Source organism: Halomonas elongata (genome assembly GCF_029081005.1).
GTDB lineage: Bacteria > Pseudomonadota > Gammaproteobacteria > Pseudomonadales > Halomonadaceae > Halomonas > Halomonas elongata_B.
Genome location: NZ_JAJQTQ010000004.1, coordinates 148,259 through 164,200, shown reverse-complemented (window position 1 = coordinate 164,200; position 15,942 = coordinate 148,259). Strand labels below are relative to the sequence as shown.

Here is a 15,942-nt window from a genome sequence, read left to right as displayed (position 1 = left end):
CCGATCGCTGGATCGGGGGCGCCGTCGGTCACGCCTCATCGAGCAGGCGTGTCACTTCTTGCCGGGCGTTTCCTGGCGCGTCACCTTGGAACCCTTGGGGCGCACGTAGAGCACCAGGGCATGATCCACGAGTTCGTACCCGTGCTCCTCGGCGATCTCCTGTTGGCGACGCTCGATGGTGTCATCGAAGAACTCGATGATTTCGCCGCTGTCCAGGCACACCATATGGTCGTGATGCTCCTCCTGCGTCAACTCGAAGACGGCATGGCCGCCATCGAAGTTGTGACGAGTCACCAGACCGGCGGTCTCGAACTGTGTCAGCACGCGATAGACGGTAGCCAGGCCCACGTCTTCGCCCGCCTCGAGCAGGGTCTTGTAGACATCCTCGGCGCTCAGGTGGTGTTGCCCCGTGGCGTTCTCGAGGATATGCAGTATCTTGACGCGCGGCAGGGTCACTTTCAGACCGGCCTTGCGTAATTCATGGTTCTGGTCGGCCATGGTTGCTCTTCGCAGTATCAGGTAGGGTCGGGTATGATCGACCAAAACCACGATAGTGAAGAACAGGCGCAAATGCAAAAGCTGACTCGAACCGTCACCCTTACCGTCGCCCTGACCCTGATCAGTGGCTGCAGCTATTTCGGCGTATACAAGCGCGATCTGGCCCAGGGCAACCTGGTGACCGCCGATATGGCCGAACAACTGCAACCCGGCATGACTCGCCAGCAGGTGGTCAACCTGATGGGCAGTCCGATGCTCGAGGCACCCTTCGACGCCCAGCAGTGGGATTACGTCTATCGACTGGACGAGGCCTACGGCGGCATCGAGCAACGCCGCCTCACGCTGACCTTCCAGGGCAACCGCCTGGCTGACATCGATCGACATGGCGACTTCTCGCGTCCCCCGTCGGTCGCCAACGAGCGCGGTATCGGCCCGACGGATTCCGCCGGCGAGCAGGCCGGCAACCTGCTCAACGTACGCCCCGAGGACGACTGACCCGTCTCAGTCCCGCCGATCCGCGGCGCGGGCCGCCCGCGCCGCCTTGGGATCGATACGTAGAGGCCGGTAGACTTCTACCCGATCGCCCTCCTGCAATACGTACTGGTCTGGATCGCGCAGCGCCTTGCCGAAGATGCCGAGCGCGGCATTCTCGAAGGTTTCGGGCGGCACATCGGGGAAATACCGTGCAAGATCCGCCTCGCGCACCGCCGCACGGGCGCTGGAGCCCGCGGGCAATATCAGGGAGATGACACGCTGACGGTGCGGTAGCGCAAAGGCCACCTCGACGTTCACCACGCTCTTGTGCTCAGCGGCCATAGAGCTCATCGGCACGACGCGTGAAGGCATCCACCAGCTGGCCTGCCACCTGCTGGAACAGCTTGCCGAATGCCATGCCCAGCAGGCGGTTGGCGAACTCGAACTCCATCTCCAGACTGACCTTGCAGGTATCCTCGCCCATGGGCAGGAACAGCCAGCGCCCACGCAAGCGCTTGAAGGGGCCGCTGACCAACGACAAATCGATGCGTTCGGGCTCCTGGAGATCGTTGCGCGTGGTGAAGCTCTGCTCGATACCGGCACGGCCCAGCGTCATCTCGCCGACCAGGTGTTCGGCGTCCCGTTCGAGCAATCGCGCACGCCGACAGCCCGGTAGAAACTCCGGATAACGTTCGAAATCGTTGACCAGGTCGAACATTTGCTGGGGGGTGTGCCGCACCAGGGCGGACCGATTGACCGTTGGCATTGACCTCTCCGCTGACTTCAAGGGGCCCAAGGCGTATCATGAGCGGTTATTTCAGGCCTTGAATGGTATCACGCTTCCCCCCATATCGGAGGGGCAGGCCATCATCGGCAAGACAGGATATGAGGTTCCATGGCCAACAAGAAAGGTAAGGGCAAGGGCCCGGGCAGCAACGCCATCGCCTTGAACAAGAAGGCGCGTTTCGAATATCACATCAACGAATCCTTCGAGGCCGGCCTGGCACTGTCCGGCTGGGAGGTGAAGAGCCTGCGCGCCGGCAAGGCGCAGCTCACCGACACCTACATCCTGGTCAAGAACGGGGAAGCCTGGCTGCTGGGCAGTCATATCACCCCGCTCAACACCATCAGCACGCATGAGGTGGCCGACCCGACCCGGACCCGCAAGCTGCTGCTGCATCGCAAGGAGATCGCCAGGATCTTCTCGCGGACCCAGGACAAGGGACACACCTGCGTGCCGCTCAAGCTGTACTGGAAAGGCAGCAAGGTGAAGTGCGAGCTGGCGCTGGTGACCGGCAAGAAGCTCCACGACAAACGAGCCACCGAGAAGGACCGCGACTGGCAGCGCCAGAAGGGCCGCATCCTGCGCGAGCACAACAAGACATAAGGCTGTCACACCTATAGCCACTCTGTTAGAATGGCGTCGTTACGGGGGCGACATGGCTTCGACGCCGATGACAACCCCTGAGGTGCATGCCGAGAGCGTGATGTATCTCGTAAATCCAACATCACGATTAAATAGTCGCAAACGACGACAACTACGCTCAGGGCGCGCTGGCAGCGTAACAACTGCTAGCTTCTAGTCCTACCCGGCGGTGATGTGCCCATTCATCACCAAAGGGCACGAGCTCAGACTGATGGGATCGCGGCTGGCCCCGTCCTCGTGTCAGCCGTTAAAACTTAGAGGAATCGCGTTTCTGGATCCTGCCCGTCGGAGCCAGCGACGTTAAAACAAAAGACGGAACTAAGCATGTAGAGCCGATGGGCGAGTGTCGGCGGACGCGGGTTCGATTCCCGCCGCCTCCACCAAACCTAGGTTTCAGGACTTCCCAAGAAGCACTAGAAACCGCATGAACAGGGGCCTCAGGGCCCCTTTCTTGTGCCTGGACGTTTCATAGCATTCCTTGACATGCCCCCACCTAAGGGGGCATATCTGGGGGCACAACGCTGAAGCCGATACCCTGATGCCCCCAAACCTGCCAGAAGCCGCGCTATCCGGCGCCTGGCTGGCCGATAGCCCGCCCCCTACCCTTGGGGGCATCTGGCACTGCCGACAAGGGGGCATAAGGCGACCACCGCCCCGAGGTGCCCCCATGAGCCGCCAGACCAACAAGCTGTCCGCTACCGCCGTTAAGACGGCCAAGCCCAGGAACAAGACGTTCAAGATGACCGATGGCGGCGGCCTTTATCTGGAGGTATCCCCCAGCGGGAGCAAATACTGGCGGATGAAGTACCGCCACGCCGGCAAGGAGAAGCGGCTGGCCATCGGCGTCTATCCCGGCATTTCCCTGGTGGCTGCCCGCGAGGTCCGCGACGAGGCCAAGCGCCAGCTTGCCCAGGGCATCGATCCCAGCGCCGCCAAGCGCATCGCCCGCCAGCAAGGCGAGGAGGCCGCCGCCAATACCTTCATGGCCGTGGCCGTCGAGTGGCTGGAGAAGGTGCACCAGCACGACGTGGTGCCCGCCCACTACCAGCGGAACAAACGCCGCCTGGAGCGTGACGCCTTCCCGACCATCGGCAAGCGGCCCATCTCCGAAATCACCCCACCCGAGCTACTGGACTGCCTGCGCCGCATCGAGGAGCGCGGCCATATCGAGACGGCCCATCGAGTGAAGACACTGTGCGGCCAGGTATTCCGCTATGGCATCTCCACCGGGCGCGTCGAGCGTGACCCTGTGCCTGATCTGCGCGGCGCACTGCGCCCGCACAAGACCAAGCACTATGCAGCCGTGACCGATCCCAAGGAGGTAATCGGCCTGCTGCGAGCGATCGAGGGCTACGGCGGCCAGCCAGTCACCATCGCCGCGTTGAAGCTGGCGCCCCTGGTCTTCACCCGTCCCGGCGAGCTGCGCCAAGCCCGATGGACCGACATAGATCTGAAGGAAGCCACCTGGACCTTTCATGCCAGCAAGACGGGGCAAGCCCATATCGTTCCACTGCCGGCCCAAGCCGTGGCGATCCTGCGCGACCTGCACGGGCTGACCGGGCTGACCGGGCGAGCCGAGTATGTCTTTCCCGGCGTCCGTAGCAGCAAACGACCGATGAGTAACAATACGATCAAGGCCGCGCTGGACAGGATGGGCTTCAAAGGCGAGATGACAGCGCACGGTTTCAGGGCGATGGCCCGCACGATCCTGGCCGAGCGCCTGAATTATCCGGAGCACTACATAGAGCAGCAACTGGCGCACGCTGTGAAGGACAGCAACGGTCGCGCCTACAACCGGACTTCTCACCTGGAGCAGCGCCGGGAGATGCTGCAAAGCTGGGCCGATTACCTGGATACCCTGCGAGATGGTGCCGACAACGTGGTGCCGATCCGCGCCGGGGCCTGAGACAAGCGGCAGCCGCCGCACCCCGTTGGCTGGCTAGGGCCGATCACCCGAAAGCGTGGCAACTCCACCACGCCTGCCAGCCTTCCCCATCTGGAGTGCGTGAGGAGTAGCGCGATGTCTGATAACGAGCAGACGTTTGGGCTCGACATACCTGACAAAGTCCAACGCCATGGAAGCGACCGAGGTCTAATTGCCGGAGCAATGAACACCCCACCGCCAAAGACAATGGCTGACGAGTTGTCGCTTACTAGCCCTGACGGTCTACTACACGGTCGCGACGTACTTGCCCAGATGGTAAGCGAGCTGGTGCAAATGGCCCGATCCAGCGATGAGCAAGCACCCGCCACGGAGTATGCCGCTGACCTCTGCCTAAAGCTTGTGCAGGAAATTCAGCATAGCGCTACAGACCAAGAACTTGAGCGTCTGAGCAATGGGCATCGTCTCCTGCTGGCCGGCTACTTCTACGGCAAGCTGACGATGCCAGACAAAAATCGCCACGCCGAGATGTCGAGGCACGCCATTGCAGACATTCGGCGCCAGACAGGATTCTGGAGCGTCGATGCCGAGCGGGAACGTGGCAAACAGTGGATGAGGGAACGCGCCAGCGAGATATGGGCGGAGGACCACGCCAAGGAACTTCGTATTGGCGAGGTGGCAAGCATGGTCCACGACGACGTTGTGAAGGAGGCCGAGGAACGTCAGGGCCAAGGCGACGAAGGCCCTCATAAACACTGGCCAAAGTCACTCGACAAGATACGAGCAACGATTAGCAAAGTGGCTCCAGACTACGCCACAAAGCCAGGACGACCACCCAGAAAATAACCTCTCCCGTACGGAAACCCCCTTTTTCCGTACACGCGCACATTTTTAGGGCGCTTCCGTAATCCTAACCTTGGTCATGCATTCATTCCGTGAGGAACCAAGCGTGACCAAAACCAACCAGTCTTCCACCCTCATCCGCCGTCCCGAGGTGCTGCAACGCTGTGGCATCTCGAATACCACACTGCATCGACTCATCAATGCCGGCGACTTTCCTTCTCCGATTCAGATTAGCCCGCGCGCTGTTGCCTGGGTCGAGTCTGAAATCAATGAGTGGATTGAGCAGCGTATCGAGGCCAGCCGCAACCAAGGGGGTGCAGCGTAATGTTGACCACGACTAGCGCCCACGCCTACTATCCTCGTGCTGCCGCAAAATCGGCAGCCGATCTTGGCGGATCGGATCACTCAAGGCGCACGAGCGCCACCATCATGACGGGCGCTTTTTTTGTGCCTGCCATGCGTTATGGCGGCTGTGCGCGTGATGCCTTCGGGCATGCCGGTTTCCTTGAGTGCCGGTCCGCCAACTCGCGTACAGTCGCCCCCATCCGGTGCTTGGCGGCATCCGGGGACGACTCCTCAACTCAAGGAGCGTTACCCATGTCAATCTCACGCCTATCCCCTACCCGCAATCCATCTGCACGCGCTGCCGCCCATCGGGCCATGGCACGCGCCGCACTATTTGCCGATTCCAGCGCTTGCACTCGCCTGAAGCGCTACAACCATCACATGACCAAAGCCCGCCGCCTGGAAGCCAGCATTGCCGGCAAGGAGGAGGCGTCATGAATGATCGCGAGCGTATCAAGCTTGAAAGCTTGGCTGCTGACATCCGCGACGACTTGGCACGTGCTCAGTACATGGGCAAAGCCACCGTCGGCACATGGATGCTCATGAGCTACGTCGAGCGCCTGGAGAAACTGGTCAGGGAGATGGGGGAAGGCGAATGGCCGAACAAATGAAAGCGCCCGCCCCCCGGCAGGGGCAGGCGCATAACAGTCACAACACCGACCATTATGGCCACCCCTACCTAGAACGCAAGGAGATCGCCCTGGCTGACCTGCACGCGGTTTGCCAGACAAGCGTCACCGTCGAGACGGGCGAGGTGCGATGCCATGGCGCCGAGGACTGGCGCGGATCGATAATCCTTCGGGAGCTGGTGGATGCTGCCGGTGCGTCTGCCGGCTTCGAGCGAATCTTGCCGGAGAAGATACAGAAGTCTGAGGACGCCAAACCGGGTGACAAGTTCACGACACCGGGAAGCAAGGTGTCCGGCACCTTCACTCCCATTGGCTTCGTGCCGGCGGACCTGCTGAGCCTGTCAGGGCCGTTGATCGTCTGTGCCGGCCTGGCTGACGGCTACTCGATCCATGCGGCCACCGGGCACCCCGTTGCCTGCTGTGTTGGGGAGATGATGGTGGCCAGCGTCGTCAAGGTGCTGCGCACTGCTGCTGGTCGCGCCGAACTGCTAGCCGCCGTGGACAATGACGAGGCGGGGCATCGTGCCGCCGAACGGGCTGGGATCAAGTGGGCCTGCCCAGCCACGTGCAAGGACTGGAGCGACGTTCGCCAGGGAGAAGGGCTCCAAGCCGTCAAGGAGCAGCTACAGGCTACCCGTGAACAGGCTCCAGATACCCAGTTACAGGAAGAGAAGGGCAACGAAGAGCACGACAAGAAGCAGTCGCAAACCGATCTGATCGTGGCATTCGTCCAGACCTGGAACGACCTATTCCATGACGACAATGACGTGGCTTATGCCCGGCATCGCGGCACAGGTGAGGTATGGTCCATCGGCAGTCGCGCCTTTCGCCATTGGTTGACCGCCGAGTTCTACGCCCAGCACGAAAAGGCGGTGAAGGATCAGGCTCTGCGGGAAGCGCGTATGACGCTCGAAGGTATTGCGATGAAGGAGCATCGCACCGTCTACATCCGCTCGGCCGGCGGTGATGGCCACTACTGGCTGGATCTTGGCATTGCGGGCAGTAGTCGCTGTATTCACCTACGTTCCGGCGCCTGGACTATTGAAGAGCAAAGCGAACTAATGTTCTGCCGGTCGGAAAGCGCTGACACGCTCCCAGAGCCTCTGAGTAATGGCAGCATCGAGCCGCTATGGCGCGTGGCTAACATCCCCGAGAATGCCCGGATCATCGTTGTGGCCTGGCTGGTCGAGTGCCTGCGCCCCGACACACCCTACCCGATCATCGAGCTGCTGGGTGAGCAAGGCAGCGGGAAAAGCGGCACTCAAGCTGCATTGCGACGGTTGATCGACCCCAACGCCGCCGACCTGCGTGGAACGCCCAAGTCTGCCGAAGACCTGTTCGTCAGCGGAGGCGTAAACCATGTCATCAGCATCGAAAACGCCAGCCACTTGCCAGCACCTTTGCAGGATGCCATGTGCGTTGTGGCCACGGGTGGTGGCTTCGCCCGGCGCAAACTCTACACCGATGGTGATGAGAGCGTCATCCAGCTCAAGCGCCCCATCATCCTCAACGGCATATCGGCTGCTGTCACTCAGCAAGACCTGGTAAGCCGAACCATCACCATCGAGTTGCCGGTGATTCAGGATGCCCAGGCCAAGGACCGAATGGATGCCGACTTCGAGGCCAACCGGCCAAAGATCATCGGCGGCTTGCTGGATATAGCATCCAAGGCGCTCAAGCAACTGCCCGACATGGGGCTACCCACGCACCGACGCCCAAGGCTGGTCGAGTTCGCTTATCTTGGCATGGCTGTAGCCAAGGCGATGGGACGCGACCCCGAAGACTTCATGGCCGAGTTCACAGCGGCACGGCAAGACGGCCTCGAGCGCACACTCGAAGCCAGCCCGGTGGCGACGGCCATTCGCGATTGGGCCGAGATCCATCCTGGCGAAACACGAGACGAACCGGCCAAGCGCTGGCTGGCCATCCTCGCCGACTACAAGCCGACAGGAGCCGATGCCTGGCCACGGTCCGGCAAAGGGCTTGGTGATGCGATGCGCCGATCAGCGCCCGCTCTGCGACAACTCGGGATAGAGTGCAAGAGTCTCGGTAAGGGGGGTGGCGGTGTCATCCGCTGGAGGATCGGGAAAAACGTTCCTGAACCAATGTCCCCCATGTCACAAAGTCACAGTTCGAATGGTCGAGGGTGTGACTTTGTGACTTCTGGGACTTCGGCTGAAGAAAATTATTGGCCCAAGGTGTCCGGGGAGGAGTTCTAATGGCTGCGCTCGACTACCTCAAGGCTCACGAATTGGAGGCCGGGCCCCTGCCTGGTGGCCGCCTTTACGTCTGGCCTGCCGAGAACATCACCGAAGAAACCCGCGTCTGGATCAAGTCGCACAAGGCCGAGCTGCTGCAAGAGCTGGCGCCAGCGAACAGTGACAAGCGGCTTGCATGGCGTGTGATCCAAGGCGGCAAGCCCATCGCCACCATGGTCGGCAAGCTAATGTCACCTGAAGAGGCGCTGGCCGCTGCCCGAGCCCGCTGGTCCGATGCCACCGTGGAACCCTGATCACCACGTCGAGAACAGGCCCGTTGAGGCGGGCCTTTCCCTATTCAGAGCAAACACAGAACAGGCGACCGAATAGATGCATCCACTATGATGACGATCACCCACGCCAGTATGACCGAAGCCGCCGAGCAGGGCCTTCGTATTGGGGTTGACCCTACCCATGGTCCGCTGCCGCGCCACGGTGCGGAACCAACTGGGTAGTGAATGTCGAGCTCGATGCAGAGCACCTTGATCGACGCAAATGTTTCGCAAAAGCGGGCCTTACGCCGTTGCTGTCGGAGGCTTCACCCAGCAGAGCGTCACTGTCACTGATAGTGCGATGGCCGATCAACTCGACGTGGACAGCGACATTGAAGGGAGGTTTCCAGGGGGATACAGTTGCCCACCATAGTGGATGGCTCTCTGGCACCAGATTGCTGGCGTATAATACAGAAAAACCATCTGCAGCTCTCCTTTGAGGCCTGCGCCACGAACATCCCAGGGTGGATCGCACCGACCCAACACCCCTTTGCACGGAGCTCCAATGAACACGGAAAACCACTCCGGAATCGCATCCTTCATCTGGTCCATCGCTGAGCTATTACGTGGCGACTTCAGACAGTCCCAGTACGGCCGCATCATCCTGCCGTTCACCCTGCTACGCCGGATGGAATGCGTCCTGGAGCCAACGAAGGAGGCGGTGCTGGACGCCGCCAAACAGCACGCGGACAAATCGGAAACCGCCAAGGACCGCCTGCTGCACCGCGCCGCTGACCAGCCGTTCTACAACAACTCCCCGCTGAGGCTGGCGTCCCTGTCAGACACGCAGACCGGCGAAGACCTGATGAGCTATGTGCACTCGTTCAGTGCTCAGGCCCGAGCGATCTTCGAGCACTTCAACTTCGAGGACTTCGTCCAGCAGCTGGAAAGCAGCCACCTGCTGTATCAGGTCGTCCAGGAGTTTGCGGCGGTGGACCTGAGCCCGAAGCGTATATCCAACTTTGGCATGGGCAGTGTATTCGAGGAGCTGATCCGCAAGTTCGCGGAGAGTTCCAACGACACAGCCGGGGAACACTTCACCCCCCGCGACATCGTTCACTTGGCCACCTCCCTGGTGATGACTGGTGAGGAAGACCAGCTGCAGCCGGGCAAGATTCTGACCATCTACGACCCGACCTGCGGAACAGGCGGATTCCTCTCAGAGGCGGAACACTACGTGCAGTCCATCAGCGACCAGGTGAATGTCTCTGTCAGCGGCCAGGAACTCAACCCCGAGTCCTACGCCATCTGCGTGGGCGACATGCTCATCAAGGGCGAGAAGGTCGAGAACATCAAGCTTGGTAACACGCTCTCGGACGATCAACTGCGCGGTCAGACGTTCGATGTCATGCTCAGTAATCCGCCTTTCGGCGTGGACTGGAAGAAAGTGCAGGACAAGGTCCAGAAGGAACACAAGGAGCGCGGTTATGAGGGGCGCTTCGGCCCCGGCCTGCCAAGAGTCTCGGACGGCTCGCTACTGTTTCTCATGCATCTAGTCGCCAAGATGCGCCCGGCTGACAAGGGCGGCTCGCGTATTGGCATCATCCTCAACGGCTCGCCGCTGTTCACCGGTGGCGCCGGTAGTGGTGAATCCGAGATTCGACGCTACATGCTGGAGCACGACCTAGTGGAGGCCATTATCGCGCTGCCGTCGGACTCGTTCTTCAACACCGGCATCAACACCTACGTCTGGGTGCTGTCCAACGACAAGCCCGAGCAGCGGCGCAACAAGGTCCAGCTCATCAATGCGGCGGATCGCTACGCCAAGATGCGCAAATCACTGGGCAGCAAGCGCAACTACATCCCCGAGTCCGAGCAGGACGAGATCGTGCGCCTGTACGGCCGGTTCGAAGAGACGGACGAGAGCAAGATCTTCCCGACCGAGGCCTTCGGCTACCGCCGAATCACCGTGGAACGCCCGCTACAGCTCAACTTCCAGGCCTCACCCGAGCGCATCGAGCGGATGAAGGGCGAAAAGTTCTTCCAGAAGCTCCCCGAGGCCGACCAGGCCAACCTAGTCAGCGCCTGCGAGAGCCTGGGCGACACCCTCTACCACAACCGCGAAGCCTTCCTGGAAGCGCTCAAGGGTAAATGTACCAGAGCCACTTTCTACCCCAGTACGGCCCAACTCAAGAACATCTGGAAGGCGCTGGGCGAGCACGACCCGGTGGCCGACTACTGCCGGGATAAGAAAGGCAACCTGGAAGCCGATCCGGATCTGCGGGATAACGAAAACGTCCCGCTCGGCGAGTCCGTCTACGACTACTTCGAGCGCGAAGTCCTGCCCCATGTGCCGGACGCCTGGATCGATGAGTCCAAGACGGATGAGAAGGACGGCGAAGTCGGCATCGTCGGCTACGAGATCCCCTTCAACCGCCACTTCTACGTGTTCGAGCCACCCAGGCCGCTGGAAGACATCGACGCGGACCTCAAGGAATGCACGGATACGATCAAACGGATGATTGAGGAGATGGCGGTATGAGCTATCCGAGTTATCCAGAGTACAAGGCGACTGGAGCTGATTGGCTTGGTGAAGTGCCTAGCCATTGGAGGGTAACCCGCTTAAAACATGCTGCTTCCGTGAATATGGGGCAGTCTCCCGATTCTAGTGATTACACGGATAACGAAAGCCTGGATGCGATACCTTTTCTTCAGGGCAATGCAGAATTTGGACTGAAGAGCCCAACGGCTAAGCTCTACTGCCAAACAGCTAAAAAACATGCTCATGCTGGTGACATTTTGCTTTCTGTCAGAGCCCCTGTTGGAGCCTTAAATGTCGCTGATCGAGAGTACGGAATTGGACGTGGCTTGTGTGCAATCTCACCAGGTCAGAGAACGAACAGGAGCTTGTTATCCTGGGCACTCTCCTCGGCAGGTCCAGCTTTTGACTCTATTGCAACTGGCAGCACCTTCGAGGCAGTATCCTCCGAGCAAGTAGAGAATTTAAGTTTGACCATTCCTCCTTCTAATGAGGAACAAACCCAAATCACCCGCTTCCTAGACTACCAAACTGCCCGCATCGACGCCCTGATCACCGAACAGCAACGCCTGATCGATCTGCTCAAGGAAAAGCGCCAGGCGGTGATTTCCCATGCCGTGACCAAGGGGCTGGACCCGGATGTGGCGATGAAGGATTCCGGGGTGGAGTGGCTTAGAAAGGTTCCGGAGCATTGGGAACTTGTTCCCATAGGTTTGATTGCAGAAAAAGTTCAGACTGGTCCTTTTGGAAGCCAACTTCATGCTCACGAGTACGTTGAATCAGGGGTACCAGTTATCAATCCAGCGAACATTAAGGACGGCCAAATTGTCCCAGACAACTATCTTTCAGTGCGCGACGATGTAGTCTTAAGGCTTTCTCATCATAAGCTTTCTGCTGGGGACCTCATTGTCGGTCGTCGTGGAGAAATGGGGCGTTGTGCGGTGGTCCATGAGTACCAAGAAGGTTGGCTATGTGGCACCGGTTCAATGAAGATTTCTTTAGGCGATAAGGTGAACTCAAACTTTCTCTCAGAATTGATAAGAACTAGCGCCTTTAGGGAGCGCCTCAAGCTTGAATCCGTCGGCTCTACAATGGACAACCTCAATCCGGAAATTGTTTCCAGTATCAAGGTCCCCCTCCCTCCAAAACAGGAGCAAATTAAAATTGTTGAGACTTTAAATACATCTATGCGCTCTGTAGCCAAATTATTAGACAAGGCAGTGATGGGCATCGAGCTACTGCGAGAGCGCCGTTCTGCACTTATCTCCGCCGCCGTCACCGGCAAGATCGATGTCCGCGAATGGGAACCGCCGGTTTCTGAAACCCTCCCCCAATCCACTCCCAGCGAAGAAACGCCGGCCTGAGCCCAATTCAAGGAATGCGGCTTATGGTCTACAGTGGGGCGCAATTCGGTAAAATCAGGGAACATATAACGTCATGGCCGACGAACGAGAGCACCAGTTCCAGAAGGACATCATCAACGAGATGACCACCCAGGGGTGGCAGACCGGTACGACGGACGGTTATGACCGGGGGCTGGCCCTCTACACCCAGGACCTGGTGGGTTTCTTCAAGGAGGCCTACCCGGACCGCTGGCAGAAATTCGCCAAGGCCTACCCAGGGGATCCGGAGCGCCAACTGTGCTTGGCGGTGGATCGGGAACGGCGCAAGAAGGGTACGCTCTTCGTGCTGCGCAATCCGGTGCGTCTGCCTGGCCACTACATCGAGGCCTGTGCCTTCAAACCCGATCACGGCATGAACCCGGAGTCTGAGCAGCGCTACCACGCCAACCGGCTGCGCGTGGTACCGGAAGTCTCCTACTCGCCCCATGCCGGAGAGAATTACAACCCCCGTCTGGACCTGGTGCTGTTCGTCAACGGCATTCCCACGGCCACACTGGAGCTCAAGAGCGAGTTCAAGCAGTCCGTGGAGCGGGCCAAGCGCCAGTACCAGGACGACCGGCCGCTGAAGGCGCCCACCAACAAGCAGGTGGAGCCGTTGCTGGCGTTCAAGACCGGCGCGCTGGTGCACTTTGCCGTCAGCCAGGACCGGGTGGCCATGACGACCCGCCTGGCCGGCAAGGACACGGGCTTTCTGCCGTTCGACAAGGGCACCCCGGAAGGTGCGGCGGGTAACCCGACACCGACCGATCCCAACGAATACGCCACCGGCTATCTCTGGAACGACGTCTTCGCCCCGGATGCCTGGCTGCGGATCCTGCAGCGATTCCTGCACCTGGAGCAGAAGGAAGAGGAAGACTTCCACGGCAACATTCAGAAAAAGGAAGCGCTGATCTTCCCGCGCTATCACCAGCGGGAAGTGGTCAACCGGCTCATCGAGACGACCCGCAAGGAAGGCGCCGGCGAGCGTTACCTGATCCAGCACAGCGCCGGCTCCGGCAAGTCCAACTCCATTGCCTGGACGGCGCACCAGCTCGCCGGCCTCTACGACGACAACGACGCCAAGCTGTTCAACTCGGTCATCGTCATCACCGACCGCACGGTGCTCGATAGCCAGCTCCAGAACACCATTCGCCAGTTCGAGCGCACCGAGGGCATGGTCCGGGCCATCACCCGGGATGAGAAAACCACCCAGAGCAAGTCTGAGCAGCTGGCCGACGCGCTGCGCAAGGGCACGCGCATCATCGTGGTCACCATCCAGACCTTCCCTGCGCTCTACGATGCGCTGGAGAAGGATAAAGCGCTCGCCCAGGGCCGCTATGCGGTCATCGCCGACGAAGCCCATTCCTCCCAGACCGGCAGCTCTGCCACCAAACTGAAGGCCCTACTAGGCGGTGGCGATGAATACGACGAAGGCGAAATCAGCGCGGAGGAAGTGCTGGATGCAGCGGTGTCCTCACGCAAGCCACCCACCCAGTTGAGCTATTACGCCTTCACCGCAACACCCAAGGCCAAGACGCTGGAGCTGTTCGGGCGCCCGCCCAACTCCCACGAACCGGCAAGCGAGGACAACCTCCCGGAGCCGTTCCACCTGTACTCCATGCGACAGGCCATCGAGGAAGGCTTCATCCTGGACGTGCTCAAAAACTACGTGACCTATAACGTCGCCTGGAAGTTGGCGCATCCCCATGGCGATGAAGAGGAAGTCGAGTCCCGCAAGGCTTCAGCCACCCTAGCGCGCTGGGTGCGGTTGCACCCACACAACATCAACCAGAAGGTGGAAGTCATCGTTGAGCACTTCCGCGCCAACGTGCGCCACCTGCTCGACGGTCAGGCGAAGGCCATGGTGGTGACGGCTAGCCGCCAGGAAGCGGTGCGCTATATGCTGGCGATGCGCAAGTATGTTCAGGAGCAGAACTACCCGGATGTCTTCCCGCTGGTGGCGTTCTCCGGCGAGGTGCCCGCCGACGATGTAATCCCTGAGCCGGTGACCGAAACCAGAAAGCTGCTCAATCCGGACCTGCACGGCCGCGACCACGCCGAGGCATTCGACACGGACGATTACAACGTGATGCTGGTGGCCAACAAGTTCCAGACCGGCTTCGACCAGCCCAAGCTCTGTGCAATGTACGTGGACAAGAAGCTGCAGGGCGTGGAGTGCGTTCAGACTCTGTCCCGTCTGAACCGCGTCTTCTCGGGCAAGGAAACCTTCATCCTGGATTTCGTCAACGACGCCTCGGATATCCAGGACGCCTTCGAGCCCTATTACCAGCAGACCGAACTAGCCAACGTCTCCGATGCCCAGGTGGTCTACGACCTGTTCGACAAGCTCAACGAGTCCGACATCTACACCTGGAGCGAGGTAGAGGCATTCGCTACAGCGTTCTTCGACCCCAGGGCCAAATCAGCTCGCCTGACCAACGCTTGCCAGCCCGCCAAGGATCGCTTCAAGGCCCGTTATGACGACGCCCAGAAGAAGGTACAGGAAGCCCGAAGACAGGCCCGGGAAGCGGAGAAAAATGGCGATGAACGGGCCCAGAAACGCGCCGAGCACGACCTAAAACAGGCCGGCGAGCAACGCGACACCCTCGATACCTTCCGCAAGGACCTGCAGAGCTTTGTTCGCGCCTACGAGTTCCTCTCCCAGATCGTGTTCTATGACGACCGCGACCTGGAGCAGCTTTGCGTCTTCGCTAGAGCCCTCCACCCAATGCTGCGCATCGAGCGGCTGGAGGAAGACATTGATGTATCCGAACTGGAGCTAACCCATTACCGGCTGACCAAACAGGCTGAGAACCAGTTGGAACTGGGCGACACACAGGGCGAGTACAACCTCTCATCAGTCACTTCCGTCGGCTCTGGCAAGGCCCACGACCCCGAGACTAAGCGCCTTTCCGAGATCATCGAGTCACTGAACGAGATCTTCGGTAGCGACATCAGCGAGGATGACCAGCTCCATTACGCCAAAGGCCTTGTTGGACGCCTGGAGCGCGAAGCATCGGTGATGAACCAGGTGCTGAACAACGACCCGAACCAGATCATGCACGGCTCCTTCCCGCAGAAACTGCAGGACTTGGTGCTGGATGATATGCACGAGCACCAGAGCATGGCGGAACGGGCAATGGAAACGTCGGAGAATGAGGTAAAGCTGAGACACCTGGTGCTGCGATTGCTGCTGGAGAAGCATCGACCTTCAGTCAATCAATAAGTGCAGCACCTGCGACTTCCAGCGCTCAAGCGTTGTAAGGCTCCCGGCTGGTACGACTCAATTCCCCGGTCGTGGTTCACCAGCACGGAAGCAGTATTCAGTTTACAAGGCATACGTCCGCGCACAAGCACCAAGCGGCTCTCGATTCTTCAGCGACTGATGATGCAATGAAACGGTAAAACGAAACGGATACCAGGTTTAGATACTTGGCCCTCGCAGGCCTCAGCC

The 15,942-nt window shown here is 60.0% G+C and carries 15 protein-coding genes and 1 other RNA gene; 13 read left to right on the top strand and 3 right to left on the bottom strand.

What is annotated here, in order from left to right; all coding sequences use genetic code 11:
* Nucleotides 1-51: 51 nt before the first annotated feature.
* Nucleotides 52-498, bottom strand: coding sequence for a ferric iron uptake transcriptional regulator (gene fur / locus LU493_RS04655; RefSeq protein ID WP_275286624.1), 447 nt, complete (start codon nucleotides 496-498; stop codon nucleotides 52-54).
* A gap of 72 nt (nucleotides 499-570) precedes the next feature.
* On the opposite strand from fur, the gene LU493_RS04650 reads away from it, so the two are divergent.
* Nucleotides 571-993 carry an outer membrane protein assembly factor BamE gene (locus LU493_RS04650; RefSeq protein ID WP_275286623.1) on the top strand — a complete coding sequence of 141 codons (423 nt, stop codon included), beginning with the start codon at nucleotides 571-573 and terminating at the stop codon, nucleotides 991-993.
* Nucleotides 994-999: 6 nt separating this feature from the next.
* Here the strand turns inward: LU493_RS04650 and LU493_RS04645 are convergent, their stop codons facing one another.
* Together LU493_RS04645 and LU493_RS04640 are read right to left on the bottom strand one after the other, a co-directional pair.
* Nucleotides 1,000-1,314, bottom strand: coding sequence for an RnfH family protein (locus tag LU493_RS04645; RefSeq protein WP_275286679.1), 315 nt, complete (start codon nucleotides 1,312-1,314; stop codon nucleotides 1,000-1,002).
* A complete protein-coding gene (locus LU493_RS04640; RefSeq protein WP_275286622.1) occupies nucleotides 1,304-1,738 on the bottom strand; it encodes a type II toxin-antitoxin system RatA family toxin in 435 nt (144 codons plus the stop codon). Before LU493_RS04640 ends, LU493_RS04645 begins: the two co-directional genes overlap by 11 nt.
* 129 nt (nucleotides 1,739-1,867) lie before the next feature.
* Between LU493_RS04640 and smpB the strand changes: the two genes are divergently transcribed.
* From smpB to LU493_RS04580, 12 genes are all read left to right on the top strand, one after another.
* Nucleotides 1,868-2,359, top strand: coding sequence for an SsrA-binding protein SmpB (smpB, locus tag LU493_RS04635; protein ID WP_275286621.1), 492 nt, complete (start codon nucleotides 1,868-1,870; stop codon nucleotides 2,357-2,359).
* A 43-nt stretch (nucleotides 2,360-2,402) separates the two neighbouring features.
* Nucleotides 2,403-2,781, top strand: a transfer-messenger RNA (tmRNA) gene (gene ssrA / locus LU493_RS04630).
* Nucleotides 2,782-3,065: 284 nt separating this feature from the next.
* The gene (locus LU493_RS04625; protein ID WP_275286620.1) at nucleotides 3,066-4,304 is read left to right on the top strand and encodes a tyrosine-type recombinase/integrase; all 1,239 of its coding nucleotides are present in this window, start codon (nucleotides 3,066-3,068) and stop codon (nucleotides 4,302-4,304) included.
* A 114-nt stretch (nucleotides 4,305-4,418) separates the two neighbouring features.
* Nucleotides 4,419-5,126, top strand: coding sequence for a hypothetical protein (locus tag LU493_RS04620; protein WP_275286619.1), 708 nt, complete (start codon nucleotides 4,419-4,421; stop codon nucleotides 5,124-5,126).
* Nucleotides 5,127-5,229: 103 nt separating this feature from the next.
* Nucleotides 5,230-5,448 (top strand): helix-turn-helix transcriptional regulator, encoded by a 219-nt coding sequence (locus LU493_RS04615; protein ID WP_275286618.1) that lies wholly within the window; start codon nucleotides 5,230-5,232, stop codon nucleotides 5,446-5,448.
* 272 nt (nucleotides 5,449-5,720) lie between these two features.
* A complete protein-coding gene (locus tag LU493_RS04610) occupies nucleotides 5,721-5,906 on the top strand; it encodes a hypothetical protein (RefSeq protein WP_275286617.1) in 186 nt (61 codons plus the stop codon).
* The gene (locus LU493_RS04605; RefSeq protein ID WP_275286616.1) at nucleotides 5,903-6,079 is read left to right on the top strand and encodes a hypothetical protein; all 177 of its coding nucleotides are present in this window, start codon (nucleotides 5,903-5,905) and stop codon (nucleotides 6,077-6,079) included. Before LU493_RS04610 ends, LU493_RS04605 begins: the two co-directional genes overlap by 4 nt.
* The gene (locus tag LU493_RS04600) at nucleotides 6,064-8,316 is read left to right on the top strand and encodes a hypothetical protein (protein WP_275286615.1); all 2,253 of its coding nucleotides are present in this window, start codon (nucleotides 6,064-6,066) and stop codon (nucleotides 8,314-8,316) included. Before LU493_RS04605 ends, LU493_RS04600 begins: the two co-directional genes overlap by 16 nt.
* A complete protein-coding gene (locus LU493_RS04595; RefSeq protein ID WP_275286614.1) occupies nucleotides 8,316-8,609 on the top strand; it encodes a hypothetical protein in 294 nt (97 codons plus the stop codon). The genes LU493_RS04600 and LU493_RS04595 overlap by 1 nt, the downstream gene beginning before the upstream one ends.
* 523 nt (nucleotides 8,610-9,132) lie before the next feature.
* Nucleotides 9,133-11,109, top strand: a complete 1,977-nt coding sequence (locus LU493_RS04590) for a type I restriction-modification system subunit M (RefSeq protein ID WP_275286613.1) — start codon at nucleotides 9,133-9,135, stop codon at nucleotides 11,107-11,109.
* On the top strand, nucleotides 11,106-12,470 hold the full coding sequence (locus LU493_RS04585) for a restriction endonuclease subunit S (protein WP_275286612.1): 1,365 nt from the start codon (nucleotides 11,106-11,108) through the stop codon (nucleotides 12,468-12,470). Before LU493_RS04590 ends, LU493_RS04585 begins: the two co-directional genes overlap by 4 nt.
* Before the next feature lie 73 nt (nucleotides 12,471-12,543).
* Nucleotides 12,544-15,714: a type I restriction endonuclease subunit R gene (locus LU493_RS04580; protein WP_275286611.1), complete on the top strand. Its 3,171-nt coding sequence runs from the start codon at nucleotides 12,544-12,546 to the stop codon at nucleotides 15,712-15,714.
* Nucleotides 15,715-15,942 lie beyond the last annotated feature (228 nt).